The sequence below is a fragment of the Phocaeicola massiliensis B84634 = Timone 84634 = DSM 17679 = JCM 13223 genome, from assembly GCF_000382445.1.
Taxonomy (GTDB): domain Bacteria; phylum Bacteroidota; class Bacteroidia; order Bacteroidales; family Bacteroidaceae; genus Phocaeicola; species Phocaeicola massiliensis.
Genome location: NZ_KB905472.1, coordinates 2,295,267 through 2,314,665, shown reverse-complemented (window position 1 = coordinate 2,314,665; position 19,399 = coordinate 2,295,267). Strand labels below are relative to the sequence as shown.

At 44.6% G+C, this 19,399-nt stretch carries 18 protein-coding genes; 14 read left to right on the top strand and 4 right to left on the bottom strand.

What is annotated here, in order from left to right; genetic code table 11:
• The first annotated feature begins 102 nt into the window (after nucleotides 1-102).
• From HMPREF1534_RS09275 to HMPREF1534_RS09300, 6 genes are all read left to right on the top strand, one after another.
• Nucleotides 103-768: an ABC transporter ATP-binding protein gene (locus HMPREF1534_RS09275; protein ID WP_005940428.1), complete on the top strand. Its 666-nt coding sequence runs from the start codon at nucleotides 103-105 to the stop codon at nucleotides 766-768.
• Between the two features lie 185 nt (nucleotides 769-953).
• The gene (locus HMPREF1534_RS09280) at nucleotides 954-2,228 is read left to right on the top strand and encodes an ABC transporter permease (protein WP_005940426.1); all 1,275 of its coding nucleotides are present in this window, start codon (nucleotides 954-956) and stop codon (nucleotides 2,226-2,228) included.
• A gap of 4 nt (nucleotides 2,229-2,232) precedes the next feature.
• Complete coding sequence (locus HMPREF1534_RS09285) at nucleotides 2,233-3,513, top strand: ABC transporter permease (protein ID WP_005940424.1); 1,281 nt, start codon at nucleotides 2,233-2,235, stop codon at nucleotides 3,511-3,513.
• Nucleotides 3,514-3,921: 408 nt separating this feature from the next.
• Nucleotides 3,922-5,412, top strand: coding sequence for a TolC family protein (locus tag HMPREF1534_RS09290; protein ID WP_018452400.1), 1,491 nt, complete (start codon nucleotides 3,922-3,924; stop codon nucleotides 5,410-5,412).
• A 30-nt stretch (nucleotides 5,413-5,442) separates the two neighbouring features.
• Nucleotides 5,443-6,798: a sigma-54-dependent transcriptional regulator gene (locus tag HMPREF1534_RS09295; RefSeq protein WP_005940419.1), complete on the top strand. Its 1,356-nt coding sequence runs from the start codon at nucleotides 5,443-5,445 to the stop codon at nucleotides 6,796-6,798.
• An 8-nt stretch (nucleotides 6,799-6,806) separates the two neighbouring features.
• Nucleotides 6,807-8,108: a sensor histidine kinase gene (locus tag HMPREF1534_RS09300; RefSeq protein ID WP_005940417.1), complete on the top strand. Its 1,302-nt coding sequence runs from the start codon at nucleotides 6,807-6,809 to the stop codon at nucleotides 8,106-8,108.
• Here HMPREF1534_RS09300 and HMPREF1534_RS09305 read toward each other — a convergent pair.
• Entirely contained in the window at nucleotides 8,098-9,474 is a 1,377-nt protein-coding gene (locus HMPREF1534_RS09305) for an MltF family protein (protein ID WP_005940415.1), read from the bottom strand. The genes HMPREF1534_RS09300 and HMPREF1534_RS09305 overlap by 11 nt on opposite strands.
• The gene (udk, locus tag HMPREF1534_RS09310; RefSeq protein ID WP_005940413.1) at nucleotides 9,471-10,082 is read right to left on the bottom strand and encodes a uridine kinase; all 612 of its coding nucleotides are present in this window, start codon (nucleotides 10,080-10,082) and stop codon (nucleotides 9,471-9,473) included. The genes HMPREF1534_RS09305 and udk overlap by 4 nt, the downstream gene beginning before the upstream one ends.
• Nucleotides 10,083-10,186: 104 nt before the next feature.
• Here udk and HMPREF1534_RS09315 point away from each other — a divergent pair, with 104 nt between their 5' ends.
• The 6 genes from HMPREF1534_RS09315 (at nucleotide 10,187) to hisB (ending at nucleotide 15,591) form a co-directional block, all read left to right on the top strand.
• Nucleotides 10,187-10,486, top strand: coding sequence for a Dabb family protein (locus HMPREF1534_RS09315; protein WP_005940411.1), 300 nt, complete (start codon nucleotides 10,187-10,189; stop codon nucleotides 10,484-10,486).
• A gap of 10 nt (nucleotides 10,487-10,496) precedes the next feature.
• Nucleotides 10,497-10,988, top strand: a complete 492-nt coding sequence (locus tag HMPREF1534_RS09320; RefSeq protein ID WP_005940409.1) for a PaaI family thioesterase — start codon at nucleotides 10,497-10,499, stop codon at nucleotides 10,986-10,988.
• 228 nt (nucleotides 10,989-11,216) lie between these two features.
• On the top strand, nucleotides 11,217-12,068 hold the full coding sequence (gene hisG, locus HMPREF1534_RS09325; RefSeq protein WP_005940406.1) for an ATP phosphoribosyltransferase: 852 nt from the start codon (nucleotides 11,217-11,219) through the stop codon (nucleotides 12,066-12,068).
• Between the two features lie 43 nt (nucleotides 12,069-12,111).
• Nucleotides 12,112-13,392 carry a histidinol dehydrogenase gene (gene hisD, locus HMPREF1534_RS09330; protein ID WP_005940404.1) on the top strand — a complete coding sequence of 427 codons (1,281 nt, stop codon included), beginning with the start codon at nucleotides 12,112-12,114 and terminating at the stop codon, nucleotides 13,390-13,392.
• Nucleotides 13,393-13,405: 13 nt separating this feature from the next.
• Nucleotides 13,406-14,458: a histidinol-phosphate transaminase gene (gene hisC / locus HMPREF1534_RS09335; RefSeq protein WP_005940401.1), complete on the top strand. Its 1,053-nt coding sequence runs from the start codon at nucleotides 13,406-13,408 to the stop codon at nucleotides 14,456-14,458.
• Between the two features lie 14 nt (nucleotides 14,459-14,472).
• The gene (gene hisB, locus HMPREF1534_RS09340) at nucleotides 14,473-15,591 is read left to right on the top strand and encodes a bifunctional histidinol-phosphatase/imidazoleglycerol-phosphate dehydratase HisB (RefSeq protein ID WP_005940400.1); all 1,119 of its coding nucleotides are present in this window, start codon (nucleotides 14,473-14,475) and stop codon (nucleotides 15,589-15,591) included.
• A gap of 188 nt (nucleotides 15,592-15,779) precedes the next feature.
• Here hisB and HMPREF1534_RS09345 read toward each other — a convergent pair whose 3' ends face one another.
• Entirely contained in the window at nucleotides 15,780-17,705 is a 1,926-nt protein-coding gene (locus HMPREF1534_RS09345; RefSeq protein ID WP_005940399.1) for an NAD(+) synthase, read from the bottom strand.
• Nucleotides 17,706-17,875: 170 nt separating this feature from the next.
• Between HMPREF1534_RS09345 and HMPREF1534_RS09350 the strand changes: the two genes are divergently transcribed.
• Both HMPREF1534_RS09350 and HMPREF1534_RS09355 read left to right on the top strand, forming a co-directional pair.
• The gene (locus HMPREF1534_RS09350; RefSeq protein WP_005940398.1) at nucleotides 17,876-18,304 is read left to right on the top strand and encodes a Fur family transcriptional regulator; all 429 of its coding nucleotides are present in this window, start codon (nucleotides 17,876-17,878) and stop codon (nucleotides 18,302-18,304) included.
• Between the two features lie 56 nt (nucleotides 18,305-18,360).
• On the top strand, nucleotides 18,361-18,912 hold the full coding sequence (locus tag HMPREF1534_RS09355; RefSeq protein WP_005940397.1) for an NADH peroxidase: 552 nt from the start codon (nucleotides 18,361-18,363) through the stop codon (nucleotides 18,910-18,912).
• Between the two features lie 72 nt (nucleotides 18,913-18,984).
• Here the strand turns inward: HMPREF1534_RS09355 and trxA are convergent, their stop codons facing one another.
• Nucleotides 18,985-19,281, bottom strand: coding sequence for a thioredoxin (gene trxA / locus HMPREF1534_RS09360; RefSeq protein ID WP_005940396.1), 297 nt, complete (start codon nucleotides 19,279-19,281; stop codon nucleotides 18,985-18,987).
• Nucleotides 19,282-19,399 lie beyond the last annotated feature (118 nt).

The window sequence follows — 19,399 nt, the reverse complement described above, 5'->3', positions numbered from 1 at the left end:
ATAAATAATTTATACTTTTGGCATAACTTTTGAATGTTGAAAGACAACAGCGAACTTTTAATGAAGATAATAATAACAATTTAAAATAAAATGATTATGGCAATGATTAAATTAACCGGCATCAACAAGATTTACCGTACAAATGAAATTGAGACCTTGGCACTTGAGAATGTAAATCTGGATGTGGAAAAAGGTGAGTTTGTGAGTATCATGGGTCCCTCAGGATGTGGAAAATCTACTCTCTTGAATATCATGGGGCTGTTGGATGCACCCAGTAGCGGTAAGATTGAGATAAACGGTACGTCGGTAGAAAATATGAAAGACAAAGAATTGGCGGCTTTTCGTAACAAGACACTTGGTTTTGTTTTCCAGTCTTTCCATCTGATTAACTCATTGAATGTGATTGACAATGTAGAGCTTCCTTTGCTCTATAGAAAGATGCCGGCCAAAGAACGTACCCGTTTGGCTAAGGAAGTGTTGGAGCGTGTAGGGCTGAGCCATCGTATGCGCCACATGCCCACTCAATTGTCGGGTGGTCAATGCCAGCGTGTAGCCATTGCGCGTGCCATTGTCGGTAATCCTGAAATAATCCTTGCCGATGAGCCCACCGGTAATTTGGATTCAAAGATGGGTGCGGAAGTGATGGAATTGTTGCATAAACTGAATAAGGAAGACGGACGCACCATTGTAATGGTAACTCACAATGAAGAACAAGCCAAACAGACTTCACGCACGATTCGCTTCTTTGACGGACGTCAGGTGATGTAAAACCTGTTTTGGTAGATAGGATTGTTGCTTCTTTGCCATTAGCGTTATCGGTTATTGATGGCGCTAATGATTGTTTTTGGCATTTGGATGCCTGCTACACAAGCTATGAAGATTCAGCCTGCCGAAGCGCTGTATGAGGAATAAGAATATATATAAATAAAATGATGAAATAAATTTTAGTGTAAATGAAAAAGATAATACAACAAGCCTTTTTTCAGTTGCGTAATCAACCTTTGTTGAGTGTGATAACCGTTTTGGGCACCGCACTTGCCATAGCTCTGATTATGGTGATATTGATTGTGTATCAGGCAAAGACGGCAGATTATGCCCCCGAAGTGAACCGTTCCCGTTCGCTTTATGTCAAGTGGGAACGTACTGTTTATGATAAAAAAGACCCCAATAGTGCAGGGCATTCCCGTCCTTCGTTGTGGTTGGTAAAGGAGATATTTTATCCATTGACTACTCCGGAAGCAGTTACTGCCACTTACGAGGGAGGAGAGGTTCTTGTGGGTACCGTCGGTTCCGACGAAGAAATGAATACTCCGCTTATGTTGACCGATGCCGCCTTCTGGAAAGTATATCAATTCCGTTTCTTGGCGGGCAAGCCTTTTACGGAAGCTGATTTCCAATCGGGGATGAAGCAAGCTGTCATAGCCAAGAGTGTGGCACGCCGGCTTTTCGGAGGGGCAGAGAATGCCATAGGAAAGGATATTCTGGTTAACTTTGCTGCCTATACAGTATGTGGAGTGGTGGATGACGTGAATCGTTTTTGTGAGTTTACATGGAGTGAAGTATATGCTCCTTATACCTCAAACGCTATTGCCAGTGAAGCGGAGGCAGGTCAAACCAGTGGTAATAATGTTATTACCATTCTTGCCCGTTCTACCGATGATTTCGATGCTATTCGCAATGAAGTGGCTCGCGGTGTGGCGCAGATAAACACGACATTGGGTGATATGGAATTGCAATTGATGGGACAACCTGATAATTTCCGTATGCAGCTCAATCGTAAGTTTGCCAATCAATACGAGAATCTGAATGCCAATTTCTGGAAATATGGTATTATGATACTGATTATTCTTTTGGTTCCTGCCATCAATTTGAGTGGACTGACCAATACCCGTATGCGCCGTCGTTTGGAAGAACTTGGCATCCGCAAGGCTTTTGGTGCGACTCGCAATGAGCTAGTATGGCAAGTGCTGAACGAAAATCTGGTACTGACGGTTATGGGCGGATTATTGGGGTTGGCATTGGCTTATCTGTTCTTGTGGTTGATGAGCGACTGGTTGTTGCAAACCGTATGGGGAGCCACTGCCACAATGAATGCCTCTATGGTAAGTCCTGTGATATTTCTCATTGCATTTGGCTTTTGCTTGATACTCAATATGTTTTCGGCATACGTGCCTGCATGGAGAGTGGCGCATACTCCAATTGTAGATTCGTTGAATGAAAAACTCTGAAACCATGTTGATACATATATTAAAAATTATAAAGAACAACCTTCGTGCCAATCTTCTTTTGGTGGCCGGAATATTTGTGATTGCCACTTCCTTGTGGTATGCTGTGGACTATGTATATGCCGTGGCGGTCAACGGACAGAAATCTCTTGGCTTTGAATGGGAAAATGTCTATTACATCCAAGTGGGCGTATTACCTCAGGAGAGTCTGGAACGAGATACAACCACTCGCTCTCCCGAGATGATGACCGGTGAATATCTGGAGTTCTGTAATCGCTTGAAGCGTCATCCTGCCGTGAAGGATTTGTGCTATACCCGCATGCATTTTCATTATGTGTGGAAGAATGGGTTTAAGACTGTTTTTTATGATACTTTGCAGGCAGGTGCTTATACGCGCATGGTCAGCCCCGGTTATTTCTCTGTGTTTGGAGTAAAGGGGGCAGACGGATGCTCTCCCGAAGAACTTTCAAAACGTGCCCGTCCAGAAGAAATGGTGATGACGGACAATCTTGCCCGTTACCTGATAAGTGGAAAAGGAAGCAAAGAATATACGCCCCGCAAAGGTGTGGAAATGGTGGGTAAGCTTGTGAGCTTTAATAAAGATGGAAGTGATTCTGTCCGGGTATCTGCTGTTTGTGAAAATCAGAAGTACAATGAATATACCTCGCAACAAGCAGCGTTTTATTATGTCCGTAATGATGGATTTAAATGCACCTATGCCAGCATTCCTTATCAGGACTTGTTTATTCGCGTAAAGGCGGATGCCGATCGCCCCGGTTTTGTAGAGGCTTTCCGCAAGGAAATGAAGAAACAGCTTCGTGTAGGCAATCTTTATTTGGCAGATATGCGTCCGATGAGTGAGTTCCGCAATGAGCAATTGTCGGACTATCGCAGTGAACTTTATACTTACCTTGCTATTGCCGGTTTCTTCTTGATTAATGCATTCTTGGCGGTACTTGGCACTTTTTGGTTCCGTACCCAACACCGTCGGGAGGAACTTGCCATCCGAATCACTTCGGGAGCTACTCCTCACAGCCTTATGCGGCTCTTGATGGGAGAGGGGATTTTGTTGGTTACTTTCGCTTATATTCCGGCATTGATTGTTGCTTACAATTTAGGCGTTGCCGATTTGGTGAATACGTGGCCGGTAGAATGGAGCTTGGGACGTTTTATTGTCGGAGGAATACTTACTTATTTCCTTTTGTTGGTAGTAGTGGTGTTCAGTATTTGGTTCCCGGCTCGCCAGGCCATGAAGATTCAGCCGGCTGAGGCTTTGCATGGGGAATAAGAGTATGAAAAGGAAGTTGATAAAAGTTGCTTTCACGCATCGCACTCATTGAATTCCTTTGTTCATCGGGGTTTGATGTGAAGAGAAACAATGAAGGTTGCTTTCACACGAAAGTCCCCATGAATAGGACGTTTGAGCACCGTTATGTGTGAAAGGAGATTTCATCAATTCTCCTTTCCTAAAAAGACCTTGACCTTTTTAAAAAACTTCAAGGTCTTTTTTAAAGACTCTTCCATCTTTAATGAAAACTTCAAGGTCTTTTCTGAAACAGCTATAATCAGCTGTTCGTATATGAATAGAGTGTCCGAAATCGGACACTCTATTTTTATATTAACTTGTTATTATTCAGTGATATATGTTTTTGGCATACCATTTGTTTACTCTCTTGCAAAAAAGAAGCATAAGACAATGAAGAAAAAAGTAATATCTTTGTTTATGGTCATCGCTCTTTCGATGACTGCCGGAGCGCAGACGCAAGTTAAAGAACATCGACGTTCCATTACGCTTGACGAGGCCATTGTGATAGCCCGCACTCAGAGTGTGGATGCAGCTGTGGCATTGAATGAGTTGAAAACTGCTTATTGGGAATACCGCACATTTCGCGCCAACCTTTTGCCGGAAATGAATTTGAAGGCAACACTGCCCAGCTATAATAAGAAATATAATTCATACCAGCAGGAAGATGGTACTTATACGTATGTCCGTAACAATAATTTGCAGATGAGTGGCGAACTGTCCATTGATCAAAGTATTTGGTTTACGGGTGGTACGCTTTCGTTGAACTCTTCTCTTGATTTCTTGAAACAGTTGGATGGCGATAAATCCAAACGCTATATGTCCGTGCCTATTGCCCTGACGTTGAACCAGCCTATTTTCGGTGTAAATAATATTAAGTGGGATCGTCGCATAGAGCCTGTGAGATATGCTGAAGCAAAAGCCTCATTCCTCAGTGCTACCGAGAATGTGACAAGAACGACCATTAATTATTTTTTCAATCTTTTGTTGGCAAAAGAGAATGTGAATATAGCCCGGCAGAATTTGGAAAATGCACAAAAGCTGCATGAAGTGGCGAAGGCCAAGCGCAGCATGGGGCAAATTAGTGAAAATGATTTGTTGCAGTTGGAATTGAATGTGCTGGATGCCCGTTCTACTCTGACTGATAATGAGAGTACTCTGAAAAGCCGTATGTTTCAGCTCCGTTCTTTTTTGGCATTGAGTGAGGATGAAGATTTGGAGCCGGTGGTTCCGGAAAGTATTCCTTCGGTTTTGCTTAATTATGATGATGTGCTCGATAAAGCGTTGACCAATAACTCTTTTGCCCAGAATATCCGCCGCCGTCAGTTGGAGGCTGATTATGAAGTAGCAAAGGCGAAAGGTGATCTTCGTGAGATAACCTTGTATGCGCAGGTCGGCTTTACGGGAACGAATAATGAACTGAATACCGTTTATCATAATCTGAAGGATAATCAGATAGTGGAAGTCGGTTTCAAGATTCCTATCCTGGACTGGGGGAAACGTCGGGGAAAGGTGAAGATTGCAAAGAGTAACCGCGATGTGGTGGAAAGCAGATTGCGTCAGGAAACCATGAACTTCAATCAAGACCTTTTTATCCTCGTAGAGCAGTTTAATAATCAGCAGATGCAGCTTCAGATAGCAAATGAAGCAGATAAGATTGCCGAGAAGCGTTATAATACCAATGTGGAGACTTTTATGATTGGAAAGATTTCCACGCTCGACCTGAACGATTCTCAGTTGAAGAAGGATGAGGCAAGACAGAAACACATCAATGAATTGTATGCCTATTGGTCTTATTACTATCAGATTCGCAGTCTTACTTTGTGGGACTTTACGGACAATACGGGTATTGATGCCGATTTTGAGAAGATTATCAAGCAGTAATTGAATAATAATTTTTATTTTTGCATCATTATGATATTGATTATAGATGATGATAGTGCCATCCGTTCTTCTCTCAGCTTCATGTTGAAGAGGGCAAAGTATGAGGTTCAGGCAGTTGCAGGACCTCGGGAAGCGATAGAGATTGTGCGTTCCGTGGCTCCTCAATTGATATTGATGGATATGAATTTTACCTTGTCTACCACCGGAGAAGAAGGATTGACGCTTTTAAAGCAAGTGAAGATATTCCGGCCCGATGTTCCTGTGATATTGATGACCGCATGGGGAAGCATTCAGTTGGCTGTTCAGGGTATGCAGGCAGGTGCTTTTGACTTTATTACGAAGCCGTGGAACAATGTCGCTTTGATGCAACGTATAGAAACGGCTCTCGAACTGACTGCCGATAAGCAGAAACCGGAAGCTCCGGTGGTGGATAATGACGGCTTTGACCGCAGCCATATCATCGGAAAGAGTAAACCGCTGATGGATGTACTGGCTACCATTAAAAGGATAGCCCGTACCAATGCTTCCGTACTTATTACCGGTGAAAGCGGGACCGGCAAGGAGTTGATAGCAGAAGCAGTGCATATCAACAGTTCCCGTGCCAAGAAACCGTTTGTGAAAGTGAACTTGGGCGGCATTTCACATACTTTGTTCGAGAGTGAAATGTTCGGTCATAAAAAAGGAGCGTTTACGGATGCTACTTCCGACCGTATGGGGCGTTTTGAACTGGCGGACAAGGGAACTATTTTCTTGGATGAGATAGGAGATTTGGACTTGAGTTGCCAAGTCAAATTGCTTAGGGTGCTGCAAGAGCAAACCTTTGAGGTCTTGGGCGACAGTCGTCCGCGAAAGGTGGATATCCGTGTGGTGAGTGCCACCAATGCCGACCTTTCCCGGATGGTTCGGGAACATACTTTCCGTGAAGATTTGTTTTATCGCATTAATCTGATAACGGTACATCTTCCTGCCTTGCGCGAGCGCCGTGAGGATATTCCGTTGCTGGTGCGTTACTTTGCCGATAAGCAATGTGAAGCCAACGGTTTGCCTAAAGTGGATTTTACGGTCGAAGCGATGGAGTATCTCAGCAGATTGCCTTATCCGGGGAATATCCGCGAATTGAAGAACCTGGTGGAGCGTACGTTGCTGGTGAGCGGCAAACAGGTGTTGATGTCCGAAGACTTCAAAGCGCAATATCAATGCCCGGTGGAGCCGAAAGTGAGCTCTAATCTGCAGGGTATGACGTTGGAAGAGATTGAAAGGCAGACGATTTTGCAGGCATTGGAGAAGTACAATAATAACATGTCACAGGTGGCAACAGCACTCGGTATCAGTCGCGCTGCTCTTTATCGTAGGTTGGAAAAATATAATATTATGATAAACGATTAAATAAAAAAATGAAACTGAAGTTCTTTTTCTTCATTCTATCATTGTTGTTGGTGGCGGTTTGGGGAGTCCTGTTGGTACTTTCTTTCAAGGAACGCGGCATGCTCTTTTATATGGTGGAGGGAATTATCACTTTCAGTCTCATCTTTCTTATCTTTTTTTACCGCAAGGTGATTAAACCATTGGATACTATCGGCAATGGTATGGATTTACTCCGCGAACAGGATTTCAGCAGTCGCCTCACTCCGGTGGGACAGAAGGAAGCCGACCGCATTGTGCTTGTATTCAACCGCATGATGGAACAGTTGAAAGACGAACGACTGCGCTTGCGCGAGCAAAATCATTTTCTTGATTTGCTGGTCAGCGTATCTCCTATGGGACTGATCATTCTGACTCTTGACGGACATGTCTCCATGATTAATGCTGCCGCGCTCCGTTATCTGGATTATGTGACAGACGATGAAGTGAAGGGACGTTTGCTTTGTGAACTTACCTCGCCTTTGGCAGAAGAGATAGAGCGCATACCGAAAGATGCCAGCAAGACGGTTCGTCTGAGTGACTCCATGATTTATCGTTGTTCGCGTCTTTCGTTTGTAGACCGGGGATTTGCGCATCCGTTTATCCTGATAGAAAGTCTGACCTCCGAAGTGGTGAAGGCCGAAAAGAAGGCTTACGAAAAGGTGATTCGCATGATTGCGCATGAAGTCAACAATACGGTGGCGGGCATTACTTCCACTCTTGATACAGTGGATGGTGCTTTGGAGTGTATGGACGATACCGAAGACCTTCGTGAGGTGATGAAAGTATGCGTGGACCGCTGTTATAGCATGAGCCGTTTCATTACTAACTTTGCCAATGTGGTGAAAATTCCTGAACCGCAATTGCAATTGGTCTCTCTGAACGACCGTGTGGCGGCTTGTAAAATGTTTATGGAGACTGTTTGCCGCAACCGTAATATAACGCTGCACTTGACTTTGTGCGATGAAAATCCGCATGTACGCATGGATACTTCCCTGTTTGAACAGGTATTGGTGAATATCATAAAGAATGCTGCCGAGAGTATCGGTGAGGAAGGCAATATTTTTATTCGTACTTCTGTCTTTCCTACCATGCTTGAGATTGCCGATACGGGAGCCGGCATCAGCAAAGAGGTGGAAGCGAAATTATTCAGTCCTTTCTTTTCTACCAAACCCAACGGACAGGGTATCGGTCTGATATTTATTCGTGAAGTGCTGATGAAGCACGGATGCACGTTCTCTTTGCGCACCTATTCCGACGGACTGACACGGTTCCGTATCCGTTTCAGTGCTTGATTTTGCTCTTGTAGACTTCGCCCCGGCTTATCACTTCTTTTACAAACTTGAAGGTTTCTACTCCGCGGAAGTAACCATTCTTGCAGAGGGGGTCATTGAAATATTCTTCGTTGCTTTTCAAGAGAATATAGTCGGCTACATTATTGTCCCAGATGTATTTGTTTTTTCCATATTTTTCGGCCAGGGCCATAGCATCTGTGATGTGTCCGATGCCGGCATTATAGGCTGCCAGGATAAACTTGATTCGTTCATCGGGGTCGGGAATGCGGCGGAAAGAGTTGGCAGTGGCGGCAATGTATTTCACGGCGGCTTTGATGCTTTCTTCCGGGTTCTGTTCCATTCCGGCAGGGACGCCCATGGCACGTGCGGTGCGCGGCATCAGTTGCATTAATCCCTTGGCGCCTGCCCATGAGACGGCGGTCGTATCGAAGTTCGATTCCGTGTAGGCCAGCGAAGCCAGCAGCCGCCAGTCCCAGTCAATTTCTTTGGCGTACTTTTTGAACAATTCGTCATAGTGGGATATTTTTCCTTTCTGTATGGACAGGATGGAACCGTGCGGTATTCGTTTGCTGATTTCAAAATACCGTTTGCTGCTTGCCCGGTAAGACGGGGAAGTCATGTTTTCCCGATGCCATTGGGTGGCTGCTGCTGCCAGCAGGGGAGATGTTTTTCTGACCGCCCACGAAGCGCGTTGGTCGAAACTGATGGGCATAGAGATATTCAGGTTCGGATAATATGTTTTGTTGAGCTTGGCAAGGTCGTTGTCACAGACGGCATAATCGATGGTGCCGTTGGAAACCTGCATAATGAGATCTTCGGTGGTAACACTGTCATTCTCTACTTTATGAATCAGGATACCTCCGCCCAGTTCTTTGTCCAGATTTATCAGGCGGTCAAGATATTTGCCGGGTTTCACATATACTTCTTTGCCAATCAGTTCGGTTACATTCTGCAGAGGGGGGACTTTGTTGCTGTTTCGTTGCACCAGTACTTGGTGGGTAATGATGTCTTCGCCGCAAAACTCTACACTGTCTTTGAATTCCTTCGTGATAGGGAGGTTATAGGCTATCAAATCGCCTTCACCGGTCAGTAATTTATGTACCAGGTCGTGTGTGTTCTTGGCTGTTTCCATCCTCAGCTTCACACCAAGCGAGCGGGCAAACTGTTCGGCCAATTCATATTGGAATCCCATGGGTTCGCCCCGGTAATTGAAATAAGAAGTCGAGCTGTTGAGGGTCAGCACCACCAATTCTCCACTGTCTTTCATTTGCGGCAAATCGTAGTTTGTCACTTCATTGCTTTGCGGTTGTTGGCGGCATGCCATCATGCAGATGCAGGCGAGGAGCAGGAGCCGGACTAGTTTCATTTGCCCAAAATCTTTTCGATATATAGCTTAAGAATTTCAATCGCCTTCTGATTGTTGCCTCCATTGGGGATAATGATGTCGGCATATTGTTTGGTCGGCTCGATGAATTCATCATGCATCGGCTTCAGAACGTTGCGATACTTGTCTATCAGCATTTCCAAAGGATGGCCCCGTTCCACCATATCACGGGTAATGACACGCAACAAGCGTTCGTCGGGTTCTGCGTCTACGAAAATCTTCAAGTCCATCAGGTCGCGCAATTCCTTGTCATATAAACTCATGATACCTTCTACGATAATGACTTCCTTCGGCTCTATATGAATGGTTTCGGGCAGACGTGTACATACTATATAGGAATAGGTGGGCTGTTCGATGGAACGTCCTTGGCGTAATTCGGCTATCTGTTGTTCGAAAAGTGCCCAGTCGAATGCATCGGGATGGTCGAAGTTAGTCTGCTTGCGCCTTTCCAAAGGGAGGGAAGATTGGTCGTTGTAGTAAGAATCTTGTGGAATAACGGCAACGGAACCTTCGGGCAGGCTCTCTATTATTTTCTTGACTACAGTGGTCTTTCCTGAACCGGTTCCTCCGGCTATACCAATAATTATCATAATAATAGGATGTATTTTAAAACAAAACTGTTACTTTTGCATCAGGCTACTTGTATTGGCCGATGTTAATTACAAAAGTAGAATAATTAATTAAAATATCAAGTATGGTAAAGCATATAGTTTTGTTTAAATTGAAAGAAACACTTCCGCAGGAAGAAAAACTGAAAGTGATGAATGATTTTAAGGCTGCCATTGAAGCATTGCCTGCAAAGATTGGTTTCATTCGTAAAATATTTGTCGGTCTGAATATCAATTCTGCCGAAGCATGGGATATTTGTTTGGAGAGCGAGTTTGATACATTGGCAGACGTCAATGCGTATGCTGTTCATCCTGACCATGTGGCTGCTGCCGGCATTCTGAAAGATGCAAAAGAAGGACGCGCTTGCGTGGATTACGAATTTTAAGATGTAGCCTATGAAAAAGATAATCAATCCCTGGAAAGGGATGGAAGGATATAATTGCTTTGGCTGTGCGCCCAATAACGAGGCCGGAGTGAAGATGGAATTTTATGAAGATGGCGATGAGGTTATCAGCATTTGGAAACCTCAGCCACAATTCCAGGGATGGATTGACACACTGCATGGCGGCATACAGGCTGTGTTGCTGGACGAGATTTGTGCGTGGGTGATTTTGCGTAAGATGCAGACTACCGGAGTGACCTCGAAGATGGAAACCCGCTATATGAAACCTATCAGTACGAATGATTCGCATATCGTGCTGCGTGCTTCTATCAAGGAAGTGAAGCGCAATATCATTCTGGTGGACGCGGCTATCTATAATAATAAGGAGGAATTGTGTACCAAAGCGCTTTGTACTTACTTTACTTTCTCGCAAGAGAAGGCAAAAGAAGAGATGCACTTTTTGCATTGTGATGTGGAGAGTGACGAACAGCTTCCTTTAATTTGAAAGAAAAATCAAAGTTTTTATGATAATTATTTGCTGTATTCATTTTAATACTTTATTTTTGTCGCAAATAAAAAGAAAAACTATGGTTAGAACAGCTACACATCATCATCATTTTCCTAACGAATAACGCGGTGGGCTGTGATGATATTGTAGTATACTGATATAAGGGCTTGCCGATGCGGTAAGCCCTTTTTTATTTGCTTGAATAATAATCAAAAGATAGAAAATATGCTTAGAATTGCAGTACAGTCCAAAGGCCGTTTGTTTGAAGAGACAATGGCATTGCTACAGGAAGCGGATATCAAAATTTCCTCTTCTAAAAGAATTTTATTGGTACAATCATCCAATTTCCCCATCGAGGTGCTTTTTCTTCGTGATGATGATATTCCCCAGTCTGTAGCCGGTGGTGTGGCGGATTTGGGTATCGTAGGCGAGAATGAGTTTGTAGAACGCAAAGAAGATGCAGAAGTCATTAAGCGGCTGGGATTCAGCAAATGCCGTTTGTCTTTGGCCATTCCCAAGGATGTGGATTATCCGGGATTGTCTTGGTTTGAAGGTCGCAAGATTGCTACTTCTTATCCGGGTATTTTGAAGGAATTTATGCAGAAGAATGGTATCCATGCAGATATTCATGTCATTACCGGTTCGGTGGAGATTGCTCCGGGAATCAGCCTGGCAGATGCTATCTTTGATATTGTGAGTTCGGGGTCTACACTGGTCAGCAACAGCCTGAAGGAAGTGGAAGTGGTGATGAAAAGCGAGGCATTGTTGATTGGAAACAAGCATATGTCCGAGGATAAGAAGGAGATATTGAATGAATTATTGTTCCGCATTGAAGCGGTGAAAGCAGCGGAAGATAAGAAGTATGTATTGATGAATGCGCCTGCCGACCGGCTGAAAGAGATTATAGAAGTATTGCCCGGCATGAAGAGTCCCACGGTGATGCCTTTGGCACAAGAAGGTTGGTGCTCGGTGCATACGGTGCTGGATGAAAAACGTTTTTGGGAGATTATCGGAAAGCTGAAAGCATTGGGTGCGGAAGGAATTTTGGTATTGCCCATAGAGAAGATGATATTATAGTGGGTCCGGAGGAGGTGTTTCCTCTTTTAAAGAAATAAAGAATATGAAGAAAATTATATATCCCGACAAAGCAGAATGGGCGGATATGCTCCGTCGTCCTGCCCTCCATACCGAAACGCTTCGCGATACCGTGAAGGAAGTGCTTGACCGTGTAAAATCGGAAGGAGATAGAGCCGTCATTGAATATGAAGAACGGTTTGACAAAGTGAAACTTGATGCCTTGGCTGTGACCGAAGCGGAGATGGCGGAGGCAGAAAAAGATGTTCCCATTGAACTGAAAGCGGCCATTATGCTTGCACAGAAGAATATTCATGCCTTCCATGCTGCGCAGCGTTTTGAAGGAAAGAAAGTACAGACTGTTCCGGGAGTGACCTGCTGGCAGAAAGCGGTTGCCATCGAGAAAGTCGGTTTGTACATTCCCGGCGGCACGGCTCCGTTGTTCTCTACCGTGCTGATGTTGGCTACTCCTGCACAAATAGCCGGTTGCAAAGAAATAGTTCTTTGCACTCCTCCCGATAAAGCGGGAAAGATTCATCCTGCCATCCTCTATGCGGCAAAGCTGGCGGGAGTCAATAAGATATTCAAGGCAGGCGGAGTACAGGCTATCGGTGCGATGGCATACGGAACGGAGAGTGTGCCGAAGGTTTATAAAATATTCGGTCCCGGCAATCAATATGTGACGGCTGCCAAGCAGCAGGTTTCCCTGTGTGATGTGGCCATCGACATGCCTGCCGGTCCTTCCGAGGTGGAAGTGCTGGCAGACGAAACGGCCAACCCCGTCTTTGTTGCCGCCGACTTGCTTTCGCAGGCAGAACATGGGGTAGACAGTCAGGCGATGCTGGTGACTACTTCCGAAAAGCTGATGGAAGAAGTGGAATATGAAGTGCAGCGGCAATTGGCCTTGCTCTCCCGTTGGGAAATAGCGGAGAAATCTTTGGCCAACAGCAAGCTGATATTGGTGAAAGATATGGATGAGGCAATTGCTTTAACCAATGAATATGCTCCCGAACACCTGATAATCGAAACCCGGGATTATGAGGAGCAAGCCGAGCGTATTGTCAATGCAGGCTCTGTATTTCTGGGTTCCCTGTCGCCGGAGAGTGCAGGCGATTACGCATCGGGAACCAATCATACGCTGCCCACAAACGGTTATGCCAAAGCTTATGGCGGAGTGAGTCTGGATAGCTTTATCCGTAAAATAACTTTTCAGGAAATCACGCGCGAAGGCATAGAGATTATCGGTCCCGCCATCGAAGTAATGGCAGCCAACGAACAACTGAGTGCGCATAAAAATGCCGTCACCGTCAGATTAAAAGCAAAATAAAAAAAGAGACTATATGAAAGACTTAAAAGAATTGACGCGTCCCAATATCCGGGCTTTAAAGCCATATTCATCTGCGCGCGATGAATATAGCGGGGCAGAAGCCTCTGTGTTTTTGGATGCAAACGAGAATCCCTATAATACTCCGAACAACCGTTATCCCGACCCGATGCAGCGAGAGCTGAAGAATCTGATAGCTCCCGTCAAGAAAGTCAAACCGGAGAATATCTTTTTGGGAAACGGCAGCGATGAGGCTATCGACTTGGTTTATCGTGCTTTCTGCCGTCCGGGGGTGGATAATGTAGTGGCTATCGACCCTACTTACGGTATGTATCAGGTGTGTGCCGAGGTGAATGATGTGGAGTATCGTAAGGTATTGCTGGACGAAAACTATCAGTTTACTGCAGACCGGCTGCTGGCGGCGACGGATGGTAATACCAAATTGATATTTCTCTGTTCTCCCAATAACCCGACCGGGAATGCGTTAGACCGTGAGGAAATGGAAAAGACTCTGTCTGCTTTTCAGGGATTGGTCGTCATCGATGAGGCTTATTCCGATTTTTCGGATGCACCTTCGTTTCTGCTTGACTTGGAGAAACATCCCAATCTCATCGTTTTTCAGACTTTCTCCAAAGCCTGGGGATGTGCCGCCATCCGGCTGGGCATGGCATTTGCTTCTCCTGAAATTATTGCGATTTTCAGTAAGATAAAGTATCCTTATAATGTGAACCTGCTGACTCAAAAGGAGGCCATTGCCATGATGCATCGCCATTATGAAGTGGAACGTTGGGTGAAGTCATTGCTGGAAGAGCGTGCGCGTCTTATCGATGAGTTTATACAGTTGCCCTGCTGCGAGAAGATTTATCCGACAGATGCCAATTTCTTTTTGGCAAAAGTGACGGATGCGAAGAAAATATATGCTTACTTGGTAAGTAAAGGAATCATTGTACGTAATCGCACCAATGTTTCTTTGTGTCGTGACTGCCTTCGCATCACTATTGGCACTCGTCCCGAAAATGATACGTTGCTGGAGGCACTGAACGCTTTTGGCATGCAGTCCGGCAAATAAAAAGATTGTAACAGATGAAAAAAGCATTATTCATAGACCGTGATGGTACGCTGGTGGTGGAGCCGCCGGTGGATTATCAGCTCGACTCGTTCGAGAAACTGGAGTTTTGTCCCAAAGTGTTCCGTAATCTGAGCTTCATTCGGAGCAAGCTGGATTATGAGTTTGTCATGGTTACCAATCAAGACGGACTGGGAACGGATTCTTTCCCGGAAGATACTTTCTGGCCGGTGCATAATCTGGTGTTGAAGACATTGGAAGGGGAGGGTATCACATTCGATGATATCCTGATAGACCGCAGCTTTCCCGAAGATAATGCCCCAACCCGCAAACCGCGTACCGGAATGATGGGAAAATATATGACGGGAGACTATGACTTGGCGAACAGTTTTGTCATCGGCGACCGTGCTACAGATGTAGAACTGGCCAAAAAATTGGGCTGCAAGGCTATTTTGCTTCAAGACGATAAAGAGGTACTGAAGGAAAAGAACCTGGAAGCATATTGTGTGTTGGCCACGACCGATTGGGACCGGATAGCTGAGTTTCTGTTTGCCGGAGAACGTATTGCCGAGGTGCGCCGCACGACGAAAGAGACGGATATCTTTGTCCGCCTCAATTTGGACGGCAGTGGTCGGTGCGATATTTCCACCGGGCTTGGTTTCTTTGACCACATGCTGGAGCAGATTGGCAAGCACGGCGGCATTGACCTTACCGTTTGCGTGAAAGGTGACTTGGAGGTGGATGAACATCATACCATCGAAGATACGGCCATTGCATTGGGTGAATGCATTTATCAGGCCTTGGGCAGTAAGAGGGGAATAGAGCGTTACGGTTATTGTCTGCCGATGGACGATTGTCTTTGTCAGGTAGCTCTGGATTTTGGCGGCCGTGCCTGGTTGGTGTGGGATGCGGAGTTTCATCGCGAAAAGATAGGAGAGATGCCTACCGAAATGTTTCTTCATTTCTTTAAATCACTGAGTGATGCAGCACGTATGAATCTCAATATCAAGGCAGAAGGAAATAATGAACATCATAAGATAGAAGGAATCTTCAAGGCCTTGGCGCGTGCCATCAAGATGGCGGTGAGAAGAGATATTTATCATTTTGAGGTGCCGTCCAGCAAAGGGTGTATTTAGCGATGGTGAGTATGCCGGAAATGTCGATAATATGCAGGTGTCCACACGTATATACGCGCAGGCCTGCGTGAACGTACGTATAGGCCTACGCGTATATATGTGCGGCCCTGCGTGAACGTACGTATGAGCCTGCACGTATATACGCATAAGCGGAGCCTTGCAAATGACCCGGTAAAAGGATGAAAAAGTTATAATTCTTCGCATTCTTTCAGCCACATTGCGGCACTGGCATCGCTGGGCATACGCCAATCGCCCCGTGGACTGAGAGAGACGGAACCTACTTTCGGACCGTCGGGCAGGCACGAACGCTTGAACTGCTGCTGGAAGAAGCGTCGGCAAAATGTGGTCAGCCATTTCTTGATGACTTCTTCATTGTATGTATCGCGGAAGGCTATGCTTGCCAGATAGAATATCTTGCCGGGGCGGAAGCCGAAGCGAAGGAACTGATAGAGGAAGAAGTCATGCAGTTCATACGGTCCTACCAAATCTTCTGTCTTTTGTTTGATATTACCTTGCTCGTCTGCCGGAATCAGCTCGGGGCTGATGGGTGTATCTACAATATCCAGCAGGGTGATGCGTGATTCATTGTCCACACCGTTCAAGGCAATCCAATTTACTAAATATTTTACCAATGTCTTGGGAATGCTGGCATTGACACCATACATGGACATGTGGTCGCCATTGTAAGTAGCCCATCCCAATGCAAGTTCGGAAAGGTCGCCTGTGCCGATGACCAGACCTCCCAGCCGGTTTGCCACATCCATCAGAATCTGCGTGCGTTCGCGTGCCTGACTGTTTTCATAAGTCACATCGTGAACGGTCATGTCGTGGTCGATATCTTTAAAATGCCGGATGCAGGCTTCCTTAATGCTTATTTCTTTGATAGTGACTCCCAATGAAGCCATTAGGTGGAGTGCATTATTATAGGTGCGATCGGTTGTGCCGAAACCGGGCATCGTGATACCGATGATATTTTTGCGCGGAAGTTCCAGTTTATCAAATGTCTTGACGCATACCAGTAAGGCCAGAGTGGAATCCAGTCCTCCCGAAATGCCGACTACCACGGTCTTGCAGTTGGTATGTACAAGTCGTTTGGCCAAACCTGCTATTTGGATGGCGAATATTTCCTCGCATCGTTGGTCTAATTCATTTCCTTGAGGCACAAAGGGGTGCGGCTCGATGGGGCGGGTTAGTGTTAAATCGCGTGTATTGACAAATTCGGTGTTGATATGGATGGCAGGACGACCGGGACAATTGCCGATATTGGCTGCAAAAGTAGTGTTGGTCAAGCGTTCGCCACGGATGCGCTCTACGTCTATTTCGCTGATTACCAGTTGCTCTTTGAAAGAAAAGCGTTCAGATTCGGCCAATAGGCTGCCGTTTTCGTAGATAAGTCCGTTGCCGGCGAAAACCACATCAGTGGTAGATTCTCCAAACCCGCTGGAACTGAACACATATCCTGCCAGACAGCGTGCGGATTGTTGGCTGATAAGTGAACGTACATAAGCATGTTTTCCTATTCCTTCATTGTCGGCCGACATATTGAATATGATTTCCGCTCCTTGCAGTGCCAATGAAGAGCTGGGCGGAATAGGCGCCCACATGTCTTCGCAGATTTCAATGCCGAAGCAAGTATCGGGCGTATCGAAAAGCAAGTTGGCGCTGACCGGCACGTTTTGTCCGCAAAGGCGTATATTGGTATCGGGATGATTCAAAGCGGAAGTAAACCAGCGCTGTTCATAGAATTCTTTATAATTGGGTAAATAAGTTTTGGGCACAATACCCAGAATCTTTCCTTTTTGGCAAACTACGGCACAATTAAGTAAAGTGGAGTTCATGACGACCGGCATGCCTATGATAGAGATAATATCCATTTGCCGGGTATTATTCATAATCTGCATTAAAGCTATCTCTGCTTCTTCCAATAACAATGTTTGGCCAAACAGGTCGGCACAAGTATATCCGGTGATGCTAAGTTCGGGGAAAATAATGATTTGAACACCTTTCCCGTCAGCAATGGCAATTTGAGTTTCAATTTGTTGTGCGTTAAACTTGCAGTCGGCTACTTTCACTGCCGGAACAGCCGCCGCTACTCTTACAAAACCATATTTCATAATTATACCTTATTATATATAGGTGCAAAAATAATCATTCCTGATTGATTTATTGCATGAAAGAAAAAAAATAAAAAAAAGTAAGGAAATTATTTGTTAGTTACTAGAAAGTACATATCTTTGCACGTGAAATAAAGTTGTAACAATTACAAATATGAAAGAGAGTTCTTATGAAGACTTATGATTATTTACTCAGTTATAATATAAAGCCATCTGTGCAGAGAATAGCTATTATGGACTATTTGTTGGCTCATAAAACTCATCCGTGTATCGATGAGATTTATATGGCTTTGTGTGACGATATTCCTACATTGTCGAAAACTACGGTTTATAATACATTGAAGCTTTTTGTGGAACATGGTGCAGCTTTAATGCTTACGATTGATGAAAAAAATGCATGTTTCGATTCGGAAACCTCTTTGCATGCTCACTTTTTATGTAAGAAATGTGGCAAAATATATGATTTGCCTTTCAGTGGCGAAACGAAACAGGTGGAACGTATTGACATGAATGGTTTCTTTATTGAAGAAATACATCAATATTACAAAGGGGTATGTCCGGCTTGTGCTGCAAAAGAGCAGGGAAAAGAAGTAGGCTGATAATATGGTGATCAACTAATAAATAAAATATTGACTAACTAATAAAAAAGGAAATTATGAAAAAGTTTATTTGTACAGTTTGTGGTTATATTCATGAAGGTGATGCAGCTCCTGAAAAGTGTCCGTTGTGTAAAGCACCCGCTTCTAAGTTCAACGAAATGGTAGAAACAGAAGGTGGTTTGGAATTTGCTGACCAACACGTAATTGGCGTTGCTAAAGGTTGTGACGAAGAAATGATTAAAGATTTGAACAACCACTTTATGGGTGAATGTACAGAAGTTGGTATGTATCTGGCTATGAGCCGTCAGGCTGACCGTGAAGGTTATCCTGAAATTGCTGAAGCTTTCAAACGCTATGCTTGGGAAGAAGCTGAACACGCTTCTAAATTTGCTGAATTGCTGGGCGACTGCGTATGGGATACTAAGACTAACTTGGAAAAGAGAATGAATGCAGAATCAGGTGCTTGCGCTGACAAGAAGCGTATTGCTACTCGTGCAAAAGCTCTGAACTTGGATGCTATCCACGATACAGTTCACGAAATGGCTAAAGACGAAGCTCGTCATGGTAAGGGCTTCGAAGGCTTGTACAATAGATATTTCAAGAAATAATAAGTTTATTATAAATAAAAAGGCCGTGCAGATTTGTTTTGCACGGTCTTTTTTATTGTTTTTCTTCGTCGGTTATTCGTATTGTGCCAACAGTTCGCTTAGCTCTTTGGCTTGTAGCACACCGCTTTGTCTCCACAACTGCTTGCCATCTTTGAAAATCATGAGTGTGGGAACAGATTGTATTTGGTAGTAAGCAGCCAGTTCTTGGTGTTTGTCCACATCCACTTTGACTACTCTTACTTTTTCACCTTTCATCGCTTTTACATCTTCCAGGATGGGTTTCATCATTTTGCACGGACCGCACCATTCGGCATAAAAATCTACCAGTACAGGGATATTTGAGGTAATTAAATCATCGAATTTTTCCATATTAATCTCCTTTCGTTATTAATTTCTTTTAAGGGGGATAAAACGAAATGCGATAAATTGAGTTATTCCGCATAAACGGTAATAGTTTTGATATACAAATAGTTATGTACGAATAGGA

Excerpts from the sequence above, each read along its gene's own strand:
- HMPREF1534_RS09300 (WP_005940417.1), top strand. The coding sequence starts at position 6,807 with ATGAAACTGAAGTTCTTTTTCTTCATTCTATCATTGTTGTTGGTGGCG.
- HMPREF1534_RS09355 (WP_005940397.1), top strand. The coding sequence starts at position 18,361 with ATGAAAAAGTTTATTTGTACAGTTTGTGGTTATATTCATGAAGGTGAT.
- HMPREF1534_RS09290 (WP_018452400.1), top strand. The coding sequence starts at position 3,922 with ATGAAGAAAAAAGTAATATCTTTGTTTATGGTCATCGCTCTTTCGATG.
- HMPREF1534_RS09285 (WP_005940424.1), top strand. The coding sequence starts at position 2,233 with ATGTTGATACATATATTAAAAATTATAAAGAACAACCTTCGTGCCAAT.
- HMPREF1534_RS09275 (WP_005940428.1), top strand. The coding sequence starts at position 103 with ATGATTAAATTAACCGGCATCAACAAGATTTACCGTACAAATGAAATT.
- HMPREF1534_RS09345 (WP_005940399.1), bottom strand. The coding sequence starts at position 17,705 with ATGAAATATGGTTTTGTAAGAGTAGCGGCGGCTGTTCCGGCAGTGAAA.
- HMPREF1534_RS09295 (WP_005940419.1), top strand. The coding sequence starts at position 5,443 with ATGATATTGATTATAGATGATGATAGTGCCATCCGTTCTTCTCTCAGC.
- trxA (WP_005940396.1), bottom strand. The coding sequence starts at position 19,281 with ATGGAAAAATTCGATGATTTAATTACCTCAAATATCCCTGTACTGGTA.
- HMPREF1534_RS09320 (WP_005940409.1), top strand. The coding sequence starts at position 10,497 with ATGAAAAAGATAATCAATCCCTGGAAAGGGATGGAAGGATATAATTGC.
- HMPREF1534_RS09280 (WP_005940426.1), top strand. The coding sequence starts at position 954 with ATGAAAAAGATAATACAACAAGCCTTTTTTCAGTTGCGTAATCAACCT.
- udk (WP_005940413.1), bottom strand. The coding sequence starts at position 10,082 with ATGATAATTATTGGTATAGCCGGAGGAACCGGTTCAGGAAAGACCACT.
- HMPREF1534_RS09350 (WP_005940398.1), top strand. The coding sequence starts at position 17,876 with ATGAAGACTTATGATTATTTACTCAGTTATAATATAAAGCCATCTGTG.
- hisG (WP_005940406.1), top strand. The coding sequence starts at position 11,217 with ATGCTTAGAATTGCAGTACAGTCCAAAGGCCGTTTGTTTGAAGAGACA.
- hisD (WP_005940404.1), top strand. The coding sequence starts at position 12,112 with ATGAAGAAAATTATATATCCCGACAAAGCAGAATGGGCGGATATGCTC.
- HMPREF1534_RS09315 (WP_005940411.1), top strand. The coding sequence starts at position 10,187 with ATGGTAAAGCATATAGTTTTGTTTAAATTGAAAGAAACACTTCCGCAG.
- hisC (WP_005940401.1), top strand. The coding sequence starts at position 13,406 with ATGAAAGACTTAAAAGAATTGACGCGTCCCAATATCCGGGCTTTAAAG.
- hisB (WP_005940400.1), top strand. The coding sequence starts at position 14,473 with ATGAAAAAAGCATTATTCATAGACCGTGATGGTACGCTGGTGGTGGAG.
- HMPREF1534_RS09305 (WP_005940415.1), bottom strand. The coding sequence starts at position 9,474 with ATGAAACTAGTCCGGCTCCTGCTCCTCGCCTGCATCTGCATGATGGCA.